Consider the following 18769-nt stretch of genomic DNA (forward strand, 5'->3'; position numbering starts at 1 on the left):
AGTGGTCCTGCCCGGCGGGTAACTCCTACTGATTCAATAGGAGTTACCGTCGCCGAGCCGAAGGAGCCCCGGTGTCCACCGTTGTGTCGTACGACGAGGCAGACCACGATGCCTGCCGGGCCCGGCAGTGGCTGGCCGGTCAGGCCCGGGACCCCGGGGTGTCCCGCGCCGAGCTGATCGCGGTGGGCACGGCGATGAGCGCCCTCGCCGCCGCCACCGACACCCGGGATCCGGTCACGCCCGCCGCCGGGCCGGTCGGGGTGGCCCCGGGCATCGTCAAACCGCTCGACCCCGCGCAGCTCACGCCCCGCGACGGCAACGCCGAGATGCGGTGGGAGGCGATGTCCGGCCAGGGGTACGTGGTGCCGAACGACCGGTTCTTCGTCCGCAACCACACCCACACCCCCCGCATCGACGCCGACACCTGGCGACTGCGGCTGTACGGCGACGGCCTGCGCGACACACCGACCCGGGACGCCCCGGTCGAGTTCGGCTACGCCGACCTGCGGGCGCTACCCGCCGTCGAGCTACCCGCCCTGGTCGAGTGCGCCGGCAACGGGCGGCACTTCTTCGCCAGCCAGCAGGACACCCCGGCCTCCGGGGTGCAGTGGCGGCTCGGCGGTGTCGGGGTGGCCCGCTGGCGCGGGGTGCCGCTGGCCACCGTGCTACGGCACGCCGGGCTGACCCCCGACGCGGTGGACGTGATGCCGGAGGGCCTGGACCCGCCGTACGTCAGCGGGGGTGTCGACCTCGGCCGGGTACGCCGTCCGCTGCCGATCGGCAAGGCCCTCGACGACGTGCTGCTGGCGTACGAGATGAACGGTGCGCCGCTGCCACCCGACCACGGCTTCCCGGTCCGGGTGGTGGTGCCCGGCTGGATCGGGATCTCCTCGATCAAGTGGGTCGGTGCGATCGAGGTCTCCACCGTCGCGCTGTTCTCCCCGTGGAACACCAGCCTCTACCGGATGTTCGGACCCGGCCGGCCGGTCGACGGTGGGCCGGTCGACACGCAGTCGGTCAAGAGCGCGTTCGAGCTGCCCTGGGACGCCCGGCTGGCGGCCGGTGTCGAGACCACGCTGACCGGCCGGTCGTGGTCCGGGGCCGGTCCGATCGACCGGGTCGAGGTCGACACGGGCGACGGGTGGCAGCCCGCCACGCTGGTCGGGGCGGACCGGGGCGGGCCCTGGCAACGGTGGTCGACGCGGTGGTGTCCGCCGACCGCCGGCCGGTGGACGCTGCGGGCCCGCGCGGTGGACGTGACCGGTCGGGGTCAGCCCGACCGGGCCCCGGGCAACGACCTCGGGTACCTCTTCGACGGGGTGGTCCGGCATCCGGTGACGGCGGTGTGAGCCGCCCGTCGCCCGGCTGGACCGCCACCCGGCGGGACCGCCGACCGCAGGACTACCCGGCATCCGCCGGCCGGTGGGTGTCCGGTGTTGACGGGCGACGGGCCCTCTGCCGCGTGGATCGGGTCGACCGCCCGGGTGCCATGGGCGGCCGGGTGCCACGAGCGGCCGGCCGTCCCGGCGCGACGGTCGTCGCCGTCGCGCCGGGTGGGGGCCGGGATCAGACCGGGGTCAGGCGCGGGCGCAGGTCGCCGTGCCGGTGGGACCGTTGCCGGTGCCCTGGAAACCGAACTCGGTGCCGGCTCCCGCACCGACGGTGCCGTTGTAGCTGACGTTGCGGAAGCTGACCGCACCGGAGGTGCCGGTGTGCTGCGCGTTCCACGCGTTGGTGACGGTGGCGTCCGACGGCAGGGGCAGGTTGACCACCCAACCGTCGAGCCCGGCCGGGCCGGCGGTGACCTTGACGGTGGTCACGAAGCCGCCGGGCCAGGAGTTCACCGACACCGCCGCGGTGCAGGCACCGTCACCGGGCGGCGGCGGAGTCGTCGGCGGCGGTGTGGTCGGCGGGACGGTGGTGCCGCCCGCGTTGAGCGCGTCCAACGTGGAGGTGTACGCGGCCTTCTTGGCACCGTTGCCGTCGAAGAGCAGCGGGGTGGCGCTGGACCGCCACGAGTCGGTGTCCCGGATGCCGGAGACGGTGATGCCGGTGCAGCGGGAGACCGCCAGGCAGGCGCTGACCACGCGGGAGTAGCTGTCGGCCTGGGAACTGCCGGAGCCCTCGATGTCCAGCTCGGTGATCTGCACCTCGACGCCGAGGTCGACGAAACGCTGGAGGTTGGCCTGGTAGTCCGACGGCACCGGCGACTGGGCGGTGAAGTGGGACTGGAAGCCGACGCAGTCGATCGGCACGCCCCGGGCCCTGAAGTCCCGGACCATGGCGTACACGCCGTTGCTCTTCGGGTTCTGCCCGTCGGTGTAGTAGTCGTTGTAGCAGAGCTTCGCGCCCGGGTCGGCGGCGCGGGCGGCCCGGAACGCCGCCTCGATCCAGTCGTCACCGGTGCGCTGCAGGTTGGAGTCCCGACGCGCACCGCTGCCACCGTCGGCGAACGCCTCGTTCACCACGTTCCACGCGTGGATCTTGCCACGGTAGTGGGTGGCGACCTGGGTGACGTGGTTGAGCATGGCGTTGCGCAGGGCGGTGCCGGACAGGACCGCCGTCCAGCGCGGTTGCTGCTGGTGCCAGGCCAGCGTGTGACCGCGGACCCGCATCCCGTTGGCCTCGGCGTGGCTGACCAGCTTGTCGCCGCTGGCGTAGGTGAACTGGTTCGGGCTGGGCTCGGTGGCGTCCCACTTCATCTCGTTCTCGGCGGTCACCGAGGTGAACTCACGGTTCAGGATGCCGACGTAGACGGAGTCGGAGAGCCTGTTCACCGCCACCGCGGCGCCGAAGTAGCGGCCCGTCTCGGCGGCGGCGGCACCGAGGGTGGTGCCGGCGCTGGCACTGGAGGCGAGGGCGACGGTGGTGCCGACGGCGACCACGCCGGTAACGATCGAGACCAGTGCGGCACGCAGCCGCGGTGGTGTGGTCCGACGCCCGCTGCTGCGGGCGGACACATGGTTCATGGCAGAGGCCTTTCAAGACGGTGAGGGGTGCACCGTCCCGACCTTTCGCCCGAGTGCGGTGGCCGGCCCGGGAGGCGGGGTGGTCGCCCGGAGGCCACGCCCGCCTGTGCCGTCGCTCAGCCGCCACCGCCGAGGTCGAGGGGTTACCCGGTGACGCTATCGAAACATCTCCCAGAGTTCAACGAACGTCGATGCCTAAGCCGCCGTCACTCGGTGGCGGCGAGGTAGCCGCTCGCCTGCAGCTCGAACAGCTCCCGGTAGGGCCCGTCGGCGGCCATCAGCGTGTCGTGGTCGCCCTGCTGCACCAGCCGACCGTGGTCCATCACGAAAATCTGGTCGGCGTGCCGGACGTTGGCCAACCGGTGGGTGATCAACACGACCGTCCGGTCGGGCCGCCGCCGCAGGTGCTCGAAGAGCGCGTGCTCGGCGCGGGCGTCGAGGGCGGCCGACGGCTCGTCGCAGATCAGCAACCGGGCGTCGCGGTAGAGGCCCCGGGCGGCCACCAGCCGCTGCCACTGCCCGCCGGAGAGGTCGTGGCCGTTCTTGAACTCCCGGGCCAGCAGGGTGTCGTAGCCGAACGGCAGCCCGGCGATCATGTCGTGCGCGGCGGCCGACCGGGCGGCGTCCTCGACGGTCGGGCCGGCCGCGTCCGGGGGCCGGTCGTGCCGGCCGATGCGGATGTTCTGCGCGGCGGTGAACGGGAACTTCCACCACTCCTGGGTCATCACCGCCACCTGGGCCGCCGTCGCCGCCGGGTCCAACTCGGCGACGTCGACGCCGTCCCACCGGATCACCCCGCCGGTGGGCCGGTAGAGGCCGGCGATCAGCTTGGCCAGGGTGGTCTTGCCGGAGCCGTTCTCACCGACCAGGGCGATCACCTCGCCCCGCCGGATGGTCAGGCTGACCTCGTCCACCGCCGGGGCGTCGGTGTCCGGGTAGCGCAGGCTGACCCGGTCCAGCTCGATGTGCTCGAAGCCGGCGGTGGGCCGCCCCTGCCCGGCGGCGGTGCGGCTGTCGGCCCGGTCGAGGAAGTCCCGGTAGTCCTGGTAGTAGAGGGCGTCCTCGTAGAGGTTGTTGGTGGCGTAGACGGCGAGCGCGAGGCTGCTGCGCGCCGACTGGAGGGCGAGCAGGGCGGTCGCCGCCGCGGCGAGCGCGACCACGCCGGTGAGCAGCAGCCCGCCGAGCACGGCGTAGACCGCGAAGGCCGCGATCCCGCCGACGGACATCCCGACGGCCCTGGTCCGGCTCTGCGCCCGGGCCAGCCGCAGCAGCGCGGCCGTCTCGACGGTCATCATCCGGCGGAACTCGGCGAGCAGGAAGTCCCGCATCTGGTAGGCGCGCACCTCGGCGGCGGTGTGCCGGTTGGCCATCAGGTGGGCGAGCATCCACATCCGGCGGCGGCGGTTGATCCGGGCCAGCATGTCCAGGTACTGCCGGCGGGCCATCCGCACCGCGGTGACCGCCTCCGGCACGGCAGCCAGCAGCAGGCAGGGCAGCAGCACCGGTTGGATCACGGTCACCGCGGCGGCGGTGGCGAGCACGCCCACCACCCCGGTGATCAGGTTGACGGTGTGGTCGACGATCGACGCCGCCTCGGCCATCCCCCGGTCACGGACCCGGTCCATCTCCTCGGCGAAACCGGCGTCGTCGAAGGCGGCCAGCTCGACCGCCGTGGTGGTCTCGAACAGCCGCAGCTCCACCGCGTAGTTGATCTGTGGAATCAGCCGGGCCTGCGCCCAGCCGGCGGTGACGGTCAACGTGCCCTTCACGGCCACCGCCGCGGCGGCCAGGACCAGCGCGGGCAGCGCGGCCCGGACCCGGTCGGGCGTCGGACCGGCGGCGAACAACTCGCGCAGCACCCCGGTGGTGGCGAGCAGACCGAGGGTGGTCATCACCCCGGCGGCGAGGTTCAGACCGATCGCGGCGAGGGTGTCGCGACGGTTGGTCGCCCAGGCCAACGCGATGGCCTCGCGCACCAGTCGGGGCAGCCGGCGGGCCACCGACCGGAAGCTGGTGTGCGCGAACTCGGTGGCGTGGTGCATCCATCCGCCGTCCGCCAATTCCGGCAGATCCAGCCCGGCCTCCGCCGACCCGGCCTCCGCCGACCCGGCCTCCGCCGCGGGCTCGTCCGTGGGGGTCGAACGGCGGGGGCCGATCACCGTCGCCATGGGTCCTCCCGGGCCGAAGGGGGCAGGGCACGGCGAGCCTACTGTCGGCGACGATCCGGTGTCGCCCCGTGCTCGGCGTGTCGTACACCTGTCGCATTGGCGTGTCGCCGGCCACCCCGGGGCGGCGGCTGCGCCGGGTCGCGTCGCGTGGCCGCGCCCCGGGTGGCAGGCTGGGACGCGAACCGTCGGCGGCACCACGCGCCGACGACCGTCGTGAAGGAGAAGATCGACCCGATGGCTGCGAGTGTGACCACCACCGACGAATGGCAGGCGCTGCGCAAGCACGCCGAGACGATGCGCGGCACCCACCTGCGGGAGCTGTTCGCGGCCGACCGGCAACGGGGTGAGCGGCTCACCGGTGAGGTCGCCGACCTGCACGTCGACTACAGCAAGCACCTCGTCACCGACGAGACGATCGGGCTGCTCACCGCGCTGGCCGGGCGGGTCGGGCTGACCGACCGGATCGCCGCGATGTTCGCCGGGGAGCACATCAACTCCACCGAGGACCGGGCCGTGCTGCACACCGCGCTGCGGCTGCCGCGCGACGCCGCGCTGACGGTGGACGGTCAGGACGTGGTCGCCGACGTGCACCGGGTGCTGGACCGGATGGCCGCGTTCAGCGAGCGGGTCCGCTCCGGGCAGTGGCGCGGGCACACCGGCGAGCGGATCAGCACGGTGGTCAACATCGGCATCGGCGGCTCCGACCTCGGCCCGGTGATGGCGTACGAGGCGCTCAAGGCGTACCGGGACGGCGGGATCACCTGCCGGTTCGTCTCCAACATCGACCCGACCGACATCCACGACAAGACCCACGACCTCGACCCGGCGAGCACCCTGTTCGTGGTGGTGTCGAAGACCTTCTCCACGCAGGAGACGCTGGCCAACGCCGAGCAGGCCAAGACGTGGCTGCTGTCGGGCCTGGACGCCGACGACGACGCGGCGATCGCGAAGCACTTCGTGGCGGTGAGCACCAACGCGGGGCGGGTGGCCGACTTCGGCATCGACCCGGAGAACATGTTCGGCTTCTGGGACTGGGTGGGTGGCCGCTACTCGCTGCCGTCGGCGGTCGGGCTGTCGGTGATGCTGGCGGTCGGGCCGGACCGGTTCCGCGAGTTGCTGGCCGGCTACCACGCCGTCGACGAGCACTTCCGTACCGCGCCGGTGGAGCGGAACCTGCCGGCGCTGCTGGGCCTGCTCAACGTCTGGTACGTCGACTTCCTCGGCGCGCAGACCCACGCCGTGCTGCCGTACTCGCAGTACCTGCACCGGTTCCCGGCGTACCTGCAACAGCTGACCATGGAGAGCAACGGCAAGTCGGTGACCCTGGACGGCACGCCGGTCGACCACCCGACCGGGGAGATCTTCTGGGGCGAGCCGGGCACCAACGGCCAGCACGCCTTCTATCAGCTCATCCACCAGGGCACCGTGCTGATCCCGGCGGACTTCATCGCGTTCAGCCAGCCCAACCACGACCTGGGCGAGATGCACGACCTGTTCATGTCGAACTTCTTCGCGCAGACCGCCGCGTTGGCCTTCGGCCGGACGGCGGAGCAGGTCGAGGCGGAGGGCACCCCCGCCGAGGTGGTGCCGCACCGGGTGATGCCGGGCAACCACCCGACCACCTCGATCATCGCGCCAAAGCTCACCCCGTCGACGCTGGGCCAGCTCATCGCGCTCTACGAGCACATCGTGTTCACCTGCGGCGCGGTGTGGAACATCAACCCGTTCGACCAGTGGGGGGTGGAGCTGGGCAAGGTGATGGCCAACCAGCTCGCGCCGAAGCTGACCGGTGACGCGCCGGACCTGTCCGACGTGGACTCCTCCACGGCGGCGCTGATCAGCCGCTACCGCCGGGAGCGCGGTCGGGCCTGAGGTCCGCGCGGCCGTTGCCGGGCACCCGGCAACGGTCACCGGTGAGGTCCGTCGGGACGGCGGCCGGGTCACCCGACCCGGCCGCCGTTTCTTTCGGTACGACTGGTCCAACCAGTTGACGGGTTGATGGGTACGCCGGCACACTGCTGCCGTGGCCTTCGTCCCCGTGCCCCGCAGCTCCGTCTCCGACCACGTCTTCGCCCAGCTCCGCGACGCCATCGTCAGCGGGCGGCACTCCCCGGGCGACCCGCTGCCCGGTGAACGCGAACTCGCCGCCGCGTTCGCCGTCAACCGGCACGCCGTGCGGGAGGCGCTGCGCCGGCTCCAACAGCTCGGGCTGCTGCGGGTCAGCCAGGGCGGCGTCACCCGGGTGCTGGACTGGCGGGTGCACGCCGGCCTCGACCTGGCCCTGTCCCTCGTCCAGTCCGGCGACGTGCTGCCGGTGGAGCACCTGGTCCGGGACATGCTGGAGATGCGCGCCTGCGTCGGGGTCGACGCGGCCCGGCGCTGCGCCGTCCGGGCCGGCGGGACGGTAGGGCAGGTCGTGGTCGACACCGTGGAACGGTTCGCCGCGCTCGCGCCCGACCTGGCCGCGATGGCCGAGGCGAACATCGCGCTGTGGCGGCACATCGTCACCGGCAGCGGCAACACCGCCTACCTGCTCTCCTTCAACAGCCTGGTGGCCGGGGCGCTGGCCGTCGGGGAGGTGCCGCCACAGCGACGCGCGGCCGAGTTGCTGGACGTCGCCGGGCACCGCCGGCTGGCCGCCGCGATCGCCGACGGCCGGGGCGACGACGCCGCCACCGAGGCCCACACCCTGCTCACCGCGTCCCTCACCGCCCCCACCGGCTGACCGCCACCCACCCGCCGACCGCTACCCACCCCCACCCGCCGACCCGTCCCGGGCGTCCACCCCCGCCGCCCGTCCCCCCGGAAGGGAACGTCGCGCATGATCCCCGCCGTGCTCTACGCCGTACCGGCGTTCCTGCTGCTCATCGCCGTCGAGGCGTGGTCGTACCGGTTCGCGCCGGACGACGACGAACGCGGCTACGAGCGGCGGGACACCGCCACCAGCCTCACCATGGGCGCCGGCAGCCAACTGATCGGCTTCCCGTGGAAACTGCTCACCGTCGGTCTCTACGTCGCGCTGTGGACCGTCGCCCCGGTGCAGCTCTCCCCCACCAGCGTCGGGACCTGGGTGCTGCTGTTCCTCGCCGACGACCTGGCCTACTACTGGTTCCACCGCACCCACCACGAGGTACGCCTGTTCTGGGCCAGCCACGTGGTGCACCACTCCAGCACCCACTTCAACCTGTCCACCGCGCTGCGGCAGAGCTGGACGCCGATGACCTCGCTGCCGTTCTGGCTGCCGCTGGCGTTGCTCGGCATCCCACCCTGGATGATCTTCCTTCAGCAGTCGGTGAGCCTGCTCTACCAGTTCTTCCTGCACACCGAACGGATCGACCGGCTGCCCCGACCGGTCGAGTGGGTCTTCAACACCCCGTCGCACCACCGGGTGCACCACGGCGCGAACCGCGAGTACCTGGACCGCAACTACGGCGGCATCCTGATCGTCTGGGACCGGCTCTTCGGCAGCTTCGCCCCGGAACGCACCCCCGTCCGGTACGGGCTGACCACGAACATCGGCACCTACAACCCGCTGCGGGTGGCCACCCACGAGTACGCGGCGATCTGGGCCGACGTCCGGCGGGCCGGCTCGTGGCGGCACCGGCTCGGGCATGTCCTCGGCCGCCCCGGTTGGCAGCCCGCCCGATGAGCCGCTCCCGACCCGACCGCCCACCCGGGCGTCCCGCGCCGCACCGCAACGGGTCGGCGGAGCAGACACGGCCGGCCAGGGCGGCGGGACGATGGTGGCTCGGGTCGTTCGGGCTGGTCACCGCCGTGGAGCTGACCGGGGTCGCGCTCGACTCGGCAGCGGTGCAGTGGGCGGCCAAGCCGCTGCTCGCCCCGCTGCTGCTCGGCTGGCTGCTCACCGTACGGCGGCGGTGGGACCCGGTGGCGACCGGGCTGGTCTGCGCGACGGCGGGTGACGTGGCGCTGCTGGTCCCCGGCACCACCGCGTTCCTGATCGGGATGGGGTGTTTCCTCGGCACCCAGGCGGCGTTCCTGGTGGCGTTCCTGCGCCACCGGCGACCACCGGCGGGGGCAGTCGCCGGATACCTCACCCTGTGGGCGGCGGGGAACGCGCTGCTCTGGGGCCGGCTGGGCGACCTGCGGCTGCCGGTGCTCGGCTACAGCCTGGCGCTGAGCCTGATGGCCGCCGCCGGCTGGGGGGTGTCCCGGCGGGTGGCCGCCGGAGGTGCGCTGTTCCTCCTGTCCGACCTGCTGATCGGGGTCGAGGCGACGGGTGTCCGACTGCCCGGCCACGGGCTGTGGGTCATGACCACCTACCTGGCCGCGCTGCTGCTGATCACCACCGGCTGGGCGGGTCGCCCGGCACCGACCGCCGTCAGGTGAGGGCGGCGACCAGGGCTTGCGGGGCCATGGTGGACGGGCGGTCGCTGACCTGGCCGTCGCCGATCTCCACCAGCCGCCACCGACCGTCGGCATGCCGGGCCAGGTCGGCGGTGACGAACGGCAGACCGAGCGCGGACAGCACGGGGGCCAGCGGCCCGGTGTCCACCGGGGCGTCGGGAAGCTCCCCCGGGGTGTCCGGATGCGGGCCGGTGAGCACGCACCGGCCGGCGACCCACCAGGTGCGCACCTCGACACCGGACAGCGGCTCGAACCGGCGCAGCACGAAACCACCGGTGAAGTCGTCGTCGCGCAGTTCGCGCAGCCGGGTCGCGATCCGCCAGGCGGCCTCCGCGTCGGCCAGCTCGGGGACGAAGCACGCCTCGTGCCAGTGGTGCTTGGCGGACTTCGTCCAGTCACGCAGCACGGCCGGGCCGGTGCCCAGCCCGGTGCGCGCCCGGTCGAAGTCGGCCCGGTCGACGCCGACCGTCCAGCGGGACTCGGGGGTGAGCGTCGCCGCGGTGGCGTACCACCCGGGCAGCTCGTGGGCGCGGCGGTACTGGTCGGGGTCGGTGCGTAGGGTCACCTGCCGGGCGCGGAGCGCCTCGGCGAATCCGGCGTACCCGGTGGCGGGCAGCATCCAGCCCCGGTAGACCGCGTCGTCGTCGGCGGGGACCCCGGCGACCGCCCGCCCCGGGTCGCGGCCCGCCGCGAGCGCGTCGTGGTCGACGACGGCCACCCGGTGGCCGGCCTCGCGGGCGGCCTGCGCCTCCGGCGCGAAGTGCGGGTCCGCTCGACGGGGGCGCAGCGGGTCGGCGGGGACGATCAACAGCATGCCCGCATCCTCCCCCAGCCGCGCCACCCCGGGCCGCACGCCCCGGGCGGTGCGGCTCCCCGGGTCCGGGGGTGGCTGAGCCGGCAGGTCGACCGGGGCGGTGCGGTTCGCCGGGTCGGGGGGTGGCTGAGCCGGTCGGGGGTGGCTGAGCCGGCAGGTCGGCTCCGGGCGGTGCGGCTCCCGGGTCGGGGTGGTGGTTGAGCCGCCGGGTCGGCCCCGACCGGTGCGACGCGCGGCTGCGGCGTCAACCCGCTGCCGGCCGGTCGCCGTCGGGCGGGCGGATGCCGTCGGGCAGGCGGATGCCGGTCAGCCGGCACAGCGCGGCGAAGCCGTCCTCGGTGCCCGGCCAGTGCCGGCGTACCGCGTCGACACCCGCCCGGCGGACCACCGCGCGCAGCACCGCAGCCACGATGATCGCGTCGTCGGCGTACCCGATGACCGGGACGAAGTCCGGGATCAGGTCGATCGGGACCGCCAGGTAGGCCATCAGCAGGCCGAGACGCACCCGTACCCCGCGCGGCAGGGTGGCGTCACCGGCCAGCCGGCGCAGCAGCCGCAGCAGGTCCGGCAGCAGCCGCAGCGCCTCCGTGAGCAGCGCACCCCGGGGCCGCACGACCAGCAGGCCGACCAGCAACGCCACCCAGGCGGCCAGCGCCGCGACGGCGACACCGAGCAGGACGTCCCGGAGCATCCGCTGCCTCCCTCCCCGCCGGACGACCGCCCGGAACGGGCCCGCCGCCCGGCCCGGACCAGCGGCACGACACCCGGGTCCGCTCCCCGCCGACGGGCCGACACCCGCACGGCATCCCACCACGGGACACCACGGACGGGATCAGGGGGTCATCTCGTAGCGACCGGCCAGGGCCTGGACCCGGGACCAGACCCGGCCGGCGCGGGCCGCGTCGGCGACCGGGCGACGGACCTGGGTCAGCGCCCAGGTGGCCTGGGCGTCGGTGGTGGTCGGCTTGCCGTGCAGTTCGGTGGCGTGGCCGGCGAAGTCGCGGACCAGGACGTCGAAGATCTGGTCGAGCAGGTCGACGTCGAGCCCGGTCACCCCGGCCTGCTCCAGGATGAGCTGACCGTAGACGACCAACGCGAAGAGCTGCCCGAGGGCGAGCAGGAAGTCGAGGTCACCCTGCTGGTCCTCGCCCGGCGGGTGGGCGGCGAGCAACTCGCGCAACCCGTCGGCCTGGGCGGTGAACCGGGCCACGTTCGGCACCTCGGCCCGGGCGGCGTACGCGGCCCGCCAGTCGTGGAACCGGATCGCGCCCAGGCCACGCGCCGGGCCCTGCCGGAACAGGAACCCGTCGTCGGCCGGGTCGTGCCGGGTGGGCACCGGGGGAAACTCGGCCGGGGCGAAGAAGTAGTTCGCCATGAACTTCAGGATCAGCGCCAGGTTGACGTGCACGGTGCCTTCGAGCTTGGGCAGCCCCCGGATGTCCCGGGCGGCCTTGTCGAAGTAGGTGTCCGCCTCGAACCCCTTGGCGGCGATGACGTCCCAGAGCAGATCGATCACCCGTTCGCCCTCGGTGGTCACCTTCATCTTGGTCATCGGATTGAACAGCAGGTAACGCCGGTCGTCGGGGCCGGCCGAGCGGAAGTAGTCCACCGCCCGGTCGCTGAACAGCTTCATCGCGACCAGCCGGGCGTACGCGTCGGTCAACTCCCGGCGGACGTGCGGGAAGTCGGTGACCCGCCGGCCGTAGAGCACCCGGCGGTGGGCGTGGGTGACCGCCTCGTACATGGCGTGTTCGCAGATGCCGATGCTGGCGGTGCAGAGGTTGAACTTGCCGACGTTGACGGTGTTCAACGCGGCGTCGAACGCGGCCCGACCGGTGTGCAGCACGTCCTCGGCGCGCACCGGGTAGTCCTCCAGCCGGAACTCACTGACGTACATCTGCGCGTTGACCACGTTGCGGACCAGCCGGTACGCCGGGTGCCGGCTGTCGGCGGCGAAGAAGACGTAGCCGTCGGGCCCCTCGACGTCGGCGCGGCGACCGAAGACCGAGACCAGCCCGGCGACGTTGCCGTTGCCGATGTAGTACTTGCCGCCGGTGGCCCGGAAGCCGTCCGCGCCGTCGGGGGTGAGCAGCATGTCGGTGGAGTAGATGTCGGCGCCGTGGGCCCGTTCGGAGAGGCCGAACGCCATCACGTGCCCGTCGTCGAGCAGCCCCGCCGCGCGGGCCCGGACGACGGCGTTGTCGCTCTGCCAGACCGGGCCGAGACCGAGGACGGTGACCTGCCAGGTGTACCAGTAGCCGAGCCCGTAGAAGCCGAGCACCTCGCTGAGCGCGGCGTTGCGCGCGGTGTCCCAGCGTTTGGCCGGGTCACCGCCACCGTCGGCGGCCGGGGTGCAGAAGGCCGCGAACAGCCCCTGCGCGGCGACGAAGTCGAGGAAGTCGGCGTACCAGGTGTGGTCGTTGTAGCTGTCGACCAGCGCCTTCTTGCCCCGGCGCTCGAAGAAGTCGACCGTGGCCCGCAGCAGCCGGCGGGACTCCTCGTCCAGGTGGTCGGGGTCGTAACGGTGCGGGTCGAGCAGCAGGTTGTCGTCGGTCATCGCGAGGTGGTCCCTTCTCCGAAGGTGGTCGGCGGTCGGCGCGTGCGGGTGGTCAGTGGTCCAGGCCGCGCAGGGTGGCCAGGACGTCGTCGAGCCAGGCCAGCACCATCCGCTCGTACGCGATGCCGCCGCGCAGCACGACGTGCTGGAGGGCGGCACGGTCGTCGCCGGGGACGCCCCCGGGGAAGTCGCGGCGCTCGCCGGCCAGGTAGCGGGCGAGCACCGCCTCGTGGTCGGCGCGGTACCGGGCGACCTCGACGAGCAGGGCGACCCGGCCGGCCCGGTCGGTGAAGGCGGCCCCCCGGACCTTGACGGCGAGTTCGTGGCGCACCGCCTCCGGTTGGACCTCCTCGCGGAGCCAGTCGGTGAGCACGGCGTGGCCGGTGCCGGTGACCGACCAGCGCCGCTTGTCGGGGCGGCCGTACTGGCCCACCTGTTCGGCGGTGATCCAGCCGTCGGTCCCCATCCGGGCGAGCACCCGGTAGATCTGCTGGTGGGTGGCGGTCCAGAACCGACCGATGGAGCGGTCGAACCGGTGGGCCAACTCGTAGCCGGAGCCCGGCTGCTCCAGCAGCGAGACCAGGATCGCGTGTTCGAGGGCCATCCCGGCATCCTGCTATGCAACGAGTTGCACAACAAGGGTGGAGTGGTGATCCCCACCAAGGTCGGTTGGTTTTGCCACCCGACCCGGTGGAGACTCTTCTCCGGTACCGACAAAGGGGGAGACCATGCCCGACACCGACCGCCCGCAGCGACATACCCGCGCCGCCGTGCCCGCCGGGGTGACCGATCCGCTCCTGTGGCGGATGGCCCTCGACGTGATCAACGCACACCATCCGGACCAGGCGGGGCGTTGCGACAACCTGCTCTGCGAGCACCAGGAGTGGCCCTGCGACGCCGCGTGCAACGCGCAGCGGGCGCTGACCATGGCCGGCGACACGACGACCGGCGTCACCGACGACCGGCGCACCGGCTGGGAGCAGCCCGGTCGGGCCGCGCGTCGCACCCGGTCCGTCGAAGCGGCCTGAACCGGCTTCCGTCGTCCTGTCCGCACCTGCGGCGGCTGGCGCACCGCAGCGGCGGACGGAGGCGACCGCACCGGCACACCACCGGTGCAGCGGTCGGCACGGTGACGCCCGGTGGCGGGGTGTCCGCACGCGGGCACCCCGCCCGCCACCGGTCGCGCCGGGCGACGGTCCGCCCGGTCTCGACGGGCCGACCCGGCCGCGCGCTGCGGCGATCCGGTGGCGGCGTCAGCCGAGACGCTTGGCGGAACGGATCGCGGTGGCCAGGTTCTCCAGCAGCGGGGCCGCGCCCGCGTACGAGAAGCGGGGCACCGCGTCCCACGGGGTGACCTGGTTGGCCCGGACCGCCGGCAGCTGCGCCCAGGTCGGCTTGGCCGCGAGGTCCTTGGGCTGCAACGCGGTGGAACGGTTGTCCAGCAGGATCAGGTCGGCCGGGAACTTGCCGGCGTTCTCCCAGCTCAGCGCCTCGAAGTAGTCGCCGGCCTCCAGCTTGGTCGGCACCACGATGTCCACGCCCAGCTCGGCGAAGTACATCAGGTCCGTGCTGACCTTCGGGTTGGAGACGTAGAACAGGTCGGGGCTGCCCGAGGAGGCCATCACCCGGATCCCCGGGTTGGCCTTGACCGCCGCCCGCACCTGCTCGGCGGCGGCCTCGAAGCGGGCCTTGGCCTCGGTGACCTTCGTGGCCGACAGGTCCGCGCCGAGCGAGCGGGCCAGCTCGGCGTAGCGCTCGATCGGGCGGGTCATCGGGGTCCGGGCGGTGGTGATCGCCACGCTCGGCGCGAGCTTGAGGATCTTGTCGCGGCTCTCGTCCGGGACGTACCACAGGGCGTCCGGGTCGTACATGTGGGTGACCAGCAGCTCGGGGCGCAGCGCGGCGTACTTCTCCACGTTGAACTCACCCCAGACGTTGCCGAGCACGGTGACCTTGTCGACGTCGAGGTCGCCGGCCTGCGGCTCGCGGGAGCCGTCGGTCCGGGTGGTCTCCCCGAACACGCCCACGAGCTGGGAGTCGAGTCCGAAGTCGACGAGTGCGGCGGCCACCCCGGTGAAGGCGACCACCCGGGTCGGCGCGGCGGGTGCGTCGACCTTGCGCTGCCGGTCGTCGGTGAAGCTCCACGGGCCGGCGGAGCCGCCTGCGGCGGGCTTCGCCGGGTCGTCGCCCCCGCCGCAGGCGGCGAGGAGGGCGGTCAGGGCCGCGCCGCCGCCGGCGGCGAGCAGGCCGCGGCGGGAGAGTCGGGGTGAGGACGAGGAAGGCAGCATGTGACGTCTTTCGGTCAGGCCGGAGCCGCGCCGGTCCGCGACGGCATGGTTAGGGTAACCTAACCTAAATCGCTGTCAACAATCGGCGCGCGCCGCTCTCGCCCCCTGGAGCCGACACTGTCCGCCACCCTGTCCCCACCCACCGTCCTGCCGGGAGCGACGCCGAACCGTCGGCGCACCGGCGTCCGGACCGCCGGGCTCGGCGCGGGCCTGCTGCTGCTCGTCGCGGTGGCGGTGCTGAGCATCGCCGTCGGCGCGAAACAGCTCACCCTGGTCGAGGTGTGGCACGGCCTGACCTCCCCCACCTCCCCCGAGCATGCGGTGGTGCAGCAGATGCGGCTGCCCCGTACCCTGCTCGGGCTGCTCGCCGGGGCCGCCCTCGGAGTGGCCGGCGCGCTGATGCAGGCCCTCACCCGCAACCCCCTCGCCGACCCCGGTCTGCTCGGCATCAACGCCGGAGCGTCAGCCGCCGTGGCCACCAGCACCGCGCTGCTCGGCGTCGCGACGGTGCGGGGTTGGATCTGGTTCGCCCTGCTCGGCGCGGTCGTCGTCACCGTGGCGGTGCATGCCGTCGGCGGCGGCCGGCAGGCCACCCCGCAGCGGCTGGCGCTGGCCGGGGCCGCCCTCAACGCGGTGCTCTACTCGTATGTCAGCGCGGTGATGCTGCTCGACGCGGCAGCGCTGGACCGGCTGCGGTTCTGGACCGTCGGCTCGCTGGTCAACGCCGACTTCACCACCGTCGCCACGGTGGCCCCGTTCATCCTGGCCGGCCTGCTGGTCGGGCTGGCCGGGGCCCGCCCACTCAACGCCCTGGCCCTCGGCGACGACGCGGCCCGCGCGCTCGGCGCCCGCCCCACCCTGATCCGGGCCGGCACCGTCACCGCGGTCACCCTGCTCTGCGGCGCGGCCACCGCCGCCTGCGGCCCGATCGTCTTCGTCGGCCTGCTCGTCCCCCACCTGGTCCGCGCGCTGACCGGCCCCGACCTGCGCTGGCTGCTGCCCTACGCGGCGGTGCTCGCCCCGGTGCTGCTGCTCGGCGCCGACGTGCTCGGCCGGGTCCTCGGCCGGCCCGGTGAACTCCAGGTCGGCCTGGTCACCGCCGTACTCGGCGGGCCGCTGTTCCTGCGTCTGGTGGCCCGCCGATGAGCCGCGCCCGCGCCACCGCCGCACCGACCCGCCCACCGGCCCGGGTGGTCCGCATCGGCACCCGCTCGGTGCGCTGGCGCGGCCGGTCCCTGGTGGTCGGACTCGGGGCCACCGCCCTGGCCGTCGTCCTCGGGGTGCTCGCCATCGGTGGCGGCGACTACCCGATGAGCCCCACCGACGTGCTGCGCACCCTCACCGGCGGCGGTAGCGCCGCCGAGGACTTCATCGTCGGTGAGCTGCGGTTGCCCCGACTGGTGACCGCGCTCGCCGTCGGCGCCGCCCTGGCGCTGTCCGGCGCGGTCCTCCAGTCGCTGGTCCGCAACCCGCTGGGCAGCCCCGACGTGCTCGGGGTCACCCAGGGTGCGGCCACCGGTGCGCTGATCGTGGTGGTGGCCGGGGGCGGCACCCTGCTGCTGTCCGGCGCGGCGCTGCTCGGCGGCCTCGCCACCGGCCTGCTGCTGTGGGCGGTGGCCGGCCGGCACGGCCTGCACGGCTACCGGCTGGTGCTGGTCGGCATCGGCACCACGGCGATCCTCACCGGCGTCAACGGCTGGCTGCTCACCCGGGCCCCGCTGATGGACGCGGCCCGCGCGGTGCTCTGGCTCACCGGCAGCCTCGACGGGCGGGGCTGGGCGCAGGCTGTCCCGCTGCTCGGCCTGCTGGCGCTGCTGACGCCGGTGGTGGTCGGCACCGCCCGGGCGCTGTCGGTGATCGAGCTGGGTGACGACACCGCCACCGCGCTCGGGGTGCCGGTGTCGCTGGTGCGGCAACTGCTGCTCGGGGCGGCGGTGCTGCTCGCCGCCGGGGCGGCCGCCGCCGCCGGGCCGGTCTCGTTCGTCGCCCTGGTCGCGCCGCACCTGGCCCGCCGGCTCACCCGGGTGCCCGGCCCCAACCTGGCCGCCGCCGCCGCGACCGGGGCGGTGCTGCTGCTCGCCGCCGACCTGGCCGCGCAGCGGGCGATCGACGGCCACCAACTGCCCGTCGGGGTGGTCACCGGCCTGGTCGGCGGGGCCTACCTGGTGTGGTTGCTCGCCGCGCAGGGACGCGCGGCTCGGATCTGAGGAGGACACGGTGACCGAGGACAGTCGGCTCGGTGGGGTCGGGCTGACCCTGGCCTACGAGCGGCGGGTGGTGGCCCGGGACCTGTCGGTCGCCGTGCCCGACCGGTCGTTCACGGTGGTGATCGGCCCCAACGCCTGCGGCAAGTCCACCCTGCTGCGGGCCCTGGCCCGCACGCTGCGACCGACCGCCGGCACGGTGCTGCTCGACGGCCGCGACATCCACTCGCTGCGCTCCCGGGAGGTGGCCCGCACCCTCGGCCTGCTCCCCCAGTCGTCGGTCGCCCCGGAGGGCATCACCGTGGCCGACCTGGTCGCCCGGGGCCGCTACCCCCACCAGGGCCTGCTGCGCCAGTGGTCCACGCAGGACGAACAGGTGGTGACCGCGTCGATGGCCGCCACCGGCGTCGGTGAGCTGGCCCACCGACCCGTCGACGAACTCTCCGGCGGGCAGCGGCAGCGGGTCTGGATCGCGATGGCGCTGGCCCAGCAGACCTCCCTGCTGCTGCTCGACGAACCCACCACCTACCTGGACGTCGCGCACCAGATCGAGGTGCTCGACCTGTGCGCCCGACTGCACGAGGAGCAGGGCCGCACCCTGGTCGCGGTGCTGCACGACCTGCACCACGCCGCCCGCTACGCCACCCACCTGATCGCCATGCGCGACGGTCGGGTGGTCGCCCAGGGGGACCCGCGCGAGGTGGTCACCGCCGCGCTCGTCGAGGAGGTGTTCGGACTGCCCTGCCGGATCGTCGAGGACCCGGAGACCGGCACCCCGCTGGTCGTACCCCGGGCCCGGCGCGGTCGTCAGTCCGGACCGGTGGCGGCGGGGTAGTCGGCGGCGGTCAACGGGCCCGACGACAGCGAACCGTCGGCCCGGGGCACCTCCAGCGGCCGGCCCCGCCGCAGGAACGACACCCCGGCGACGTCCGGTCGGCTGTCCAGGGTGCAGACGATCTGACCGTAGGCCAGCACCTCGTCGCTGCGACCGGACTCCTCCCCCAGCGGCTCCACCTCCACCTGGGCCCGCCCGTCGACCAGCCGGGCGCCCAGCACGTGCACCGCACCGGGCAGGGCGGTGCCGAGGCCAGCCACCCGCTCCGCGTCGTCGGGGCCGGCCAGCAGCCGCCGCAGGTGCCCGTCCACCCCGCCGGCCGCGTCGACCTGCCGGACCACCCGGACCAGTCGACCGGCGCGGACCAGGCAGAACGCCTGTTCCACCCGACCCGGCACACTGCTCGCCGCCGGCGCGGCCGGCGGCCCGAACGGCGGCTCGACGGCCCGGGGCCGATCGTCGGCCGGCACCCCGCACCCGGCGAGCAGCAGGGCCGCCACCGCCGGCAGCAACCACCGCCACGGCGACGGCGACCGCCGGGTCACGGCCGGGGAACGCGGCGGGCG

17 protein-coding genes are annotated in these 18769 nt (G+C 73.8%); 9 read left to right on the top strand and 8 right to left on the bottom strand.

The genetic code is table 11. The annotated features are described in order from the left end of the window. The first annotated feature begins 71 nt into the window (after positions 1–71). The gene (locus JQN83_RS08870; RefSeq protein ID WP_208566581.1) at positions 72–1349 is read left to right on the top strand and encodes a sulfite oxidase; all 1278 of its coding nucleotides are present in this window, start codon (positions 72–74) and stop codon (positions 1347–1349) included. Positions 1350–1577: 228 nt separating this feature from the next. On the opposite strand, the gene JQN83_RS08875 is transcribed toward JQN83_RS08870, so the two are convergent. Beyond that, positions 1578–2969 (bottom strand): glycoside hydrolase family 10 protein, encoded by a 1392-nt coding sequence (locus JQN83_RS08875; protein ID WP_208566582.1) that lies wholly within the window; start codon positions 2967–2969, stop codon positions 1578–1580. 206 nt (positions 2970–3175) lie between these two features. Then, positions 3176–5137: an ABC transporter ATP-binding protein gene (locus JQN83_RS08880; protein WP_208566583.1), complete on the bottom strand. Its 1962-nt coding sequence runs from the start codon at positions 5135–5137 to the stop codon at positions 3176–3178. Positions 5138–5371: 234 nt separating this feature from the next. Between JQN83_RS08880 and pgi the strand changes: the two genes are divergently transcribed. From pgi to JQN83_RS08900, 4 genes are all read left to right on the top strand, one after another. Then, a complete protein-coding gene (gene pgi / locus JQN83_RS08885; protein ID WP_208566584.1) occupies positions 5372–7009 on the top strand; it encodes a glucose-6-phosphate isomerase in 1638 nt (545 codons plus the stop codon). 151 nt (positions 7010–7160) lie between these two features. Beyond that, positions 7161–7862: a FadR/GntR family transcriptional regulator gene (locus tag JQN83_RS34070; protein WP_208566585.1), complete on the top strand. Its 702-nt coding sequence runs from the start codon at positions 7161–7163 to the stop codon at positions 7860–7862. Positions 7863–7958: 96 nt separating this feature from the next. Next, positions 7959–8786 carry a sterol desaturase family protein gene (locus JQN83_RS08895; RefSeq protein ID WP_208566586.1) on the top strand — a complete coding sequence of 276 codons (828 nt, stop codon included), beginning with the start codon at positions 7959–7961 and terminating at the stop codon, positions 8784–8786. Continuing rightward, a complete protein-coding gene (locus JQN83_RS08900; RefSeq protein ID WP_208566587.1) occupies positions 8783–9487 on the top strand; it encodes a lysoplasmalogenase in 705 nt (234 codons plus the stop codon). The genes JQN83_RS08895 and JQN83_RS08900 overlap by 4 nt, the downstream gene beginning before the upstream one ends. On the opposite strand, the gene JQN83_RS08905 is transcribed toward JQN83_RS08900, so the two are convergent. The 4 genes from JQN83_RS08905 to JQN83_RS08920 all read right to left on the bottom strand — a co-directional run bounded on the left by JQN83_RS08905 (position 9480) and on the right by JQN83_RS08920 (position 13480). Next, on the bottom strand, positions 9480–10319 hold the full coding sequence (locus JQN83_RS08905) for an ATP-grasp domain-containing protein (protein WP_208566588.1): 840 nt from the start codon (positions 10317–10319) through the stop codon (positions 9480–9482). The genes JQN83_RS08900 and JQN83_RS08905 overlap by 8 nt on opposite strands. Positions 10320–10563: 244 nt before the next feature. After that, on the bottom strand, positions 10564–11010 hold the full coding sequence (locus tag JQN83_RS08910) for a YkvA family protein (protein ID WP_208566589.1): 447 nt from the start codon (positions 11008–11010) through the stop codon (positions 10564–10566). Positions 11011–11151: 141 nt separating this feature from the next. Beyond that, positions 11152–12876, bottom strand: coding sequence for an acyl-CoA dehydrogenase family protein (locus JQN83_RS08915; protein WP_208566591.1), 1725 nt, complete (start codon positions 12874–12876; stop codon positions 11152–11154). Positions 12877–12928: 52 nt separating this feature from the next. Next, entirely contained in the window at positions 12929–13480 is a 552-nt protein-coding gene (locus tag JQN83_RS08920; protein ID WP_208566592.1) for a PadR family transcriptional regulator, read from the bottom strand. A 124-nt stretch (positions 13481–13604) separates the two neighbouring features. Between JQN83_RS08920 and JQN83_RS08925 the strand changes: the two genes are divergently transcribed. Beyond that, the gene (locus tag JQN83_RS08925; protein WP_208566594.1) at positions 13605–13904 is read left to right on the top strand and encodes a hypothetical protein; all 300 of its coding nucleotides are present in this window, start codon (positions 13605–13607) and stop codon (positions 13902–13904) included. A gap of 225 nt (positions 13905–14129) precedes the next feature. Here JQN83_RS08925 and JQN83_RS08930 read toward each other — a convergent pair whose 3' ends face one another. Then, positions 14130–15164, bottom strand: a complete 1035-nt coding sequence (locus JQN83_RS08930) for an ABC transporter substrate-binding protein (RefSeq protein ID WP_208566595.1) — start codon at positions 15162–15164, stop codon at positions 14130–14132. Between the two features lie 72 nt (positions 15165–15236). Here JQN83_RS08930 and JQN83_RS08935 point away from each other — a divergent pair, with 72 nt between their 5' ends. The 3 genes from JQN83_RS08935 to JQN83_RS08945 are packed head-to-tail and all read left to right on the top strand — an operon-like array spanning position 15237 to position 18203. After that, positions 15237–16310: a FecCD family ABC transporter permease gene (locus JQN83_RS08935; RefSeq protein ID WP_208566825.1), complete on the top strand. Its 1074-nt coding sequence runs from the start codon at positions 15237–15239 to the stop codon at positions 16308–16310. Next, positions 16307–17371, top strand: coding sequence for a FecCD family ABC transporter permease (locus JQN83_RS08940; protein WP_208566596.1), 1065 nt, complete (start codon positions 16307–16309; stop codon positions 17369–17371). Before JQN83_RS08935 ends, JQN83_RS08940 begins: the two co-directional genes overlap by 4 nt. 43 nt (positions 17372–17414) lie before the next feature. Further along, positions 17415–18203 (top strand): ABC transporter ATP-binding protein, encoded by a 789-nt coding sequence (locus JQN83_RS08945; protein WP_208566826.1) that lies wholly within the window; start codon positions 17415–17417, stop codon positions 18201–18203. On the opposite strand, the gene JQN83_RS08950 is transcribed toward JQN83_RS08945, so the two are convergent. Further along, positions 18176–18748, bottom strand: coding sequence for a GerMN domain-containing protein (locus JQN83_RS08950; RefSeq protein WP_307799109.1), 573 nt, complete (start codon positions 18746–18748; stop codon positions 18176–18178). The two genes, JQN83_RS08945 and JQN83_RS08950, sit on opposite strands and share 28 nt — an antisense overlap. Positions 18749–18769 lie beyond the last annotated feature (21 nt).

Source organism: Micromonospora antibiotica (assembly GCF_017599305.1).
GTDB classification, from domain to species: Bacteria; Actinomycetota; Actinomycetes; order Mycobacteriales; family Micromonosporaceae; genus Micromonospora; species Micromonospora antibiotica.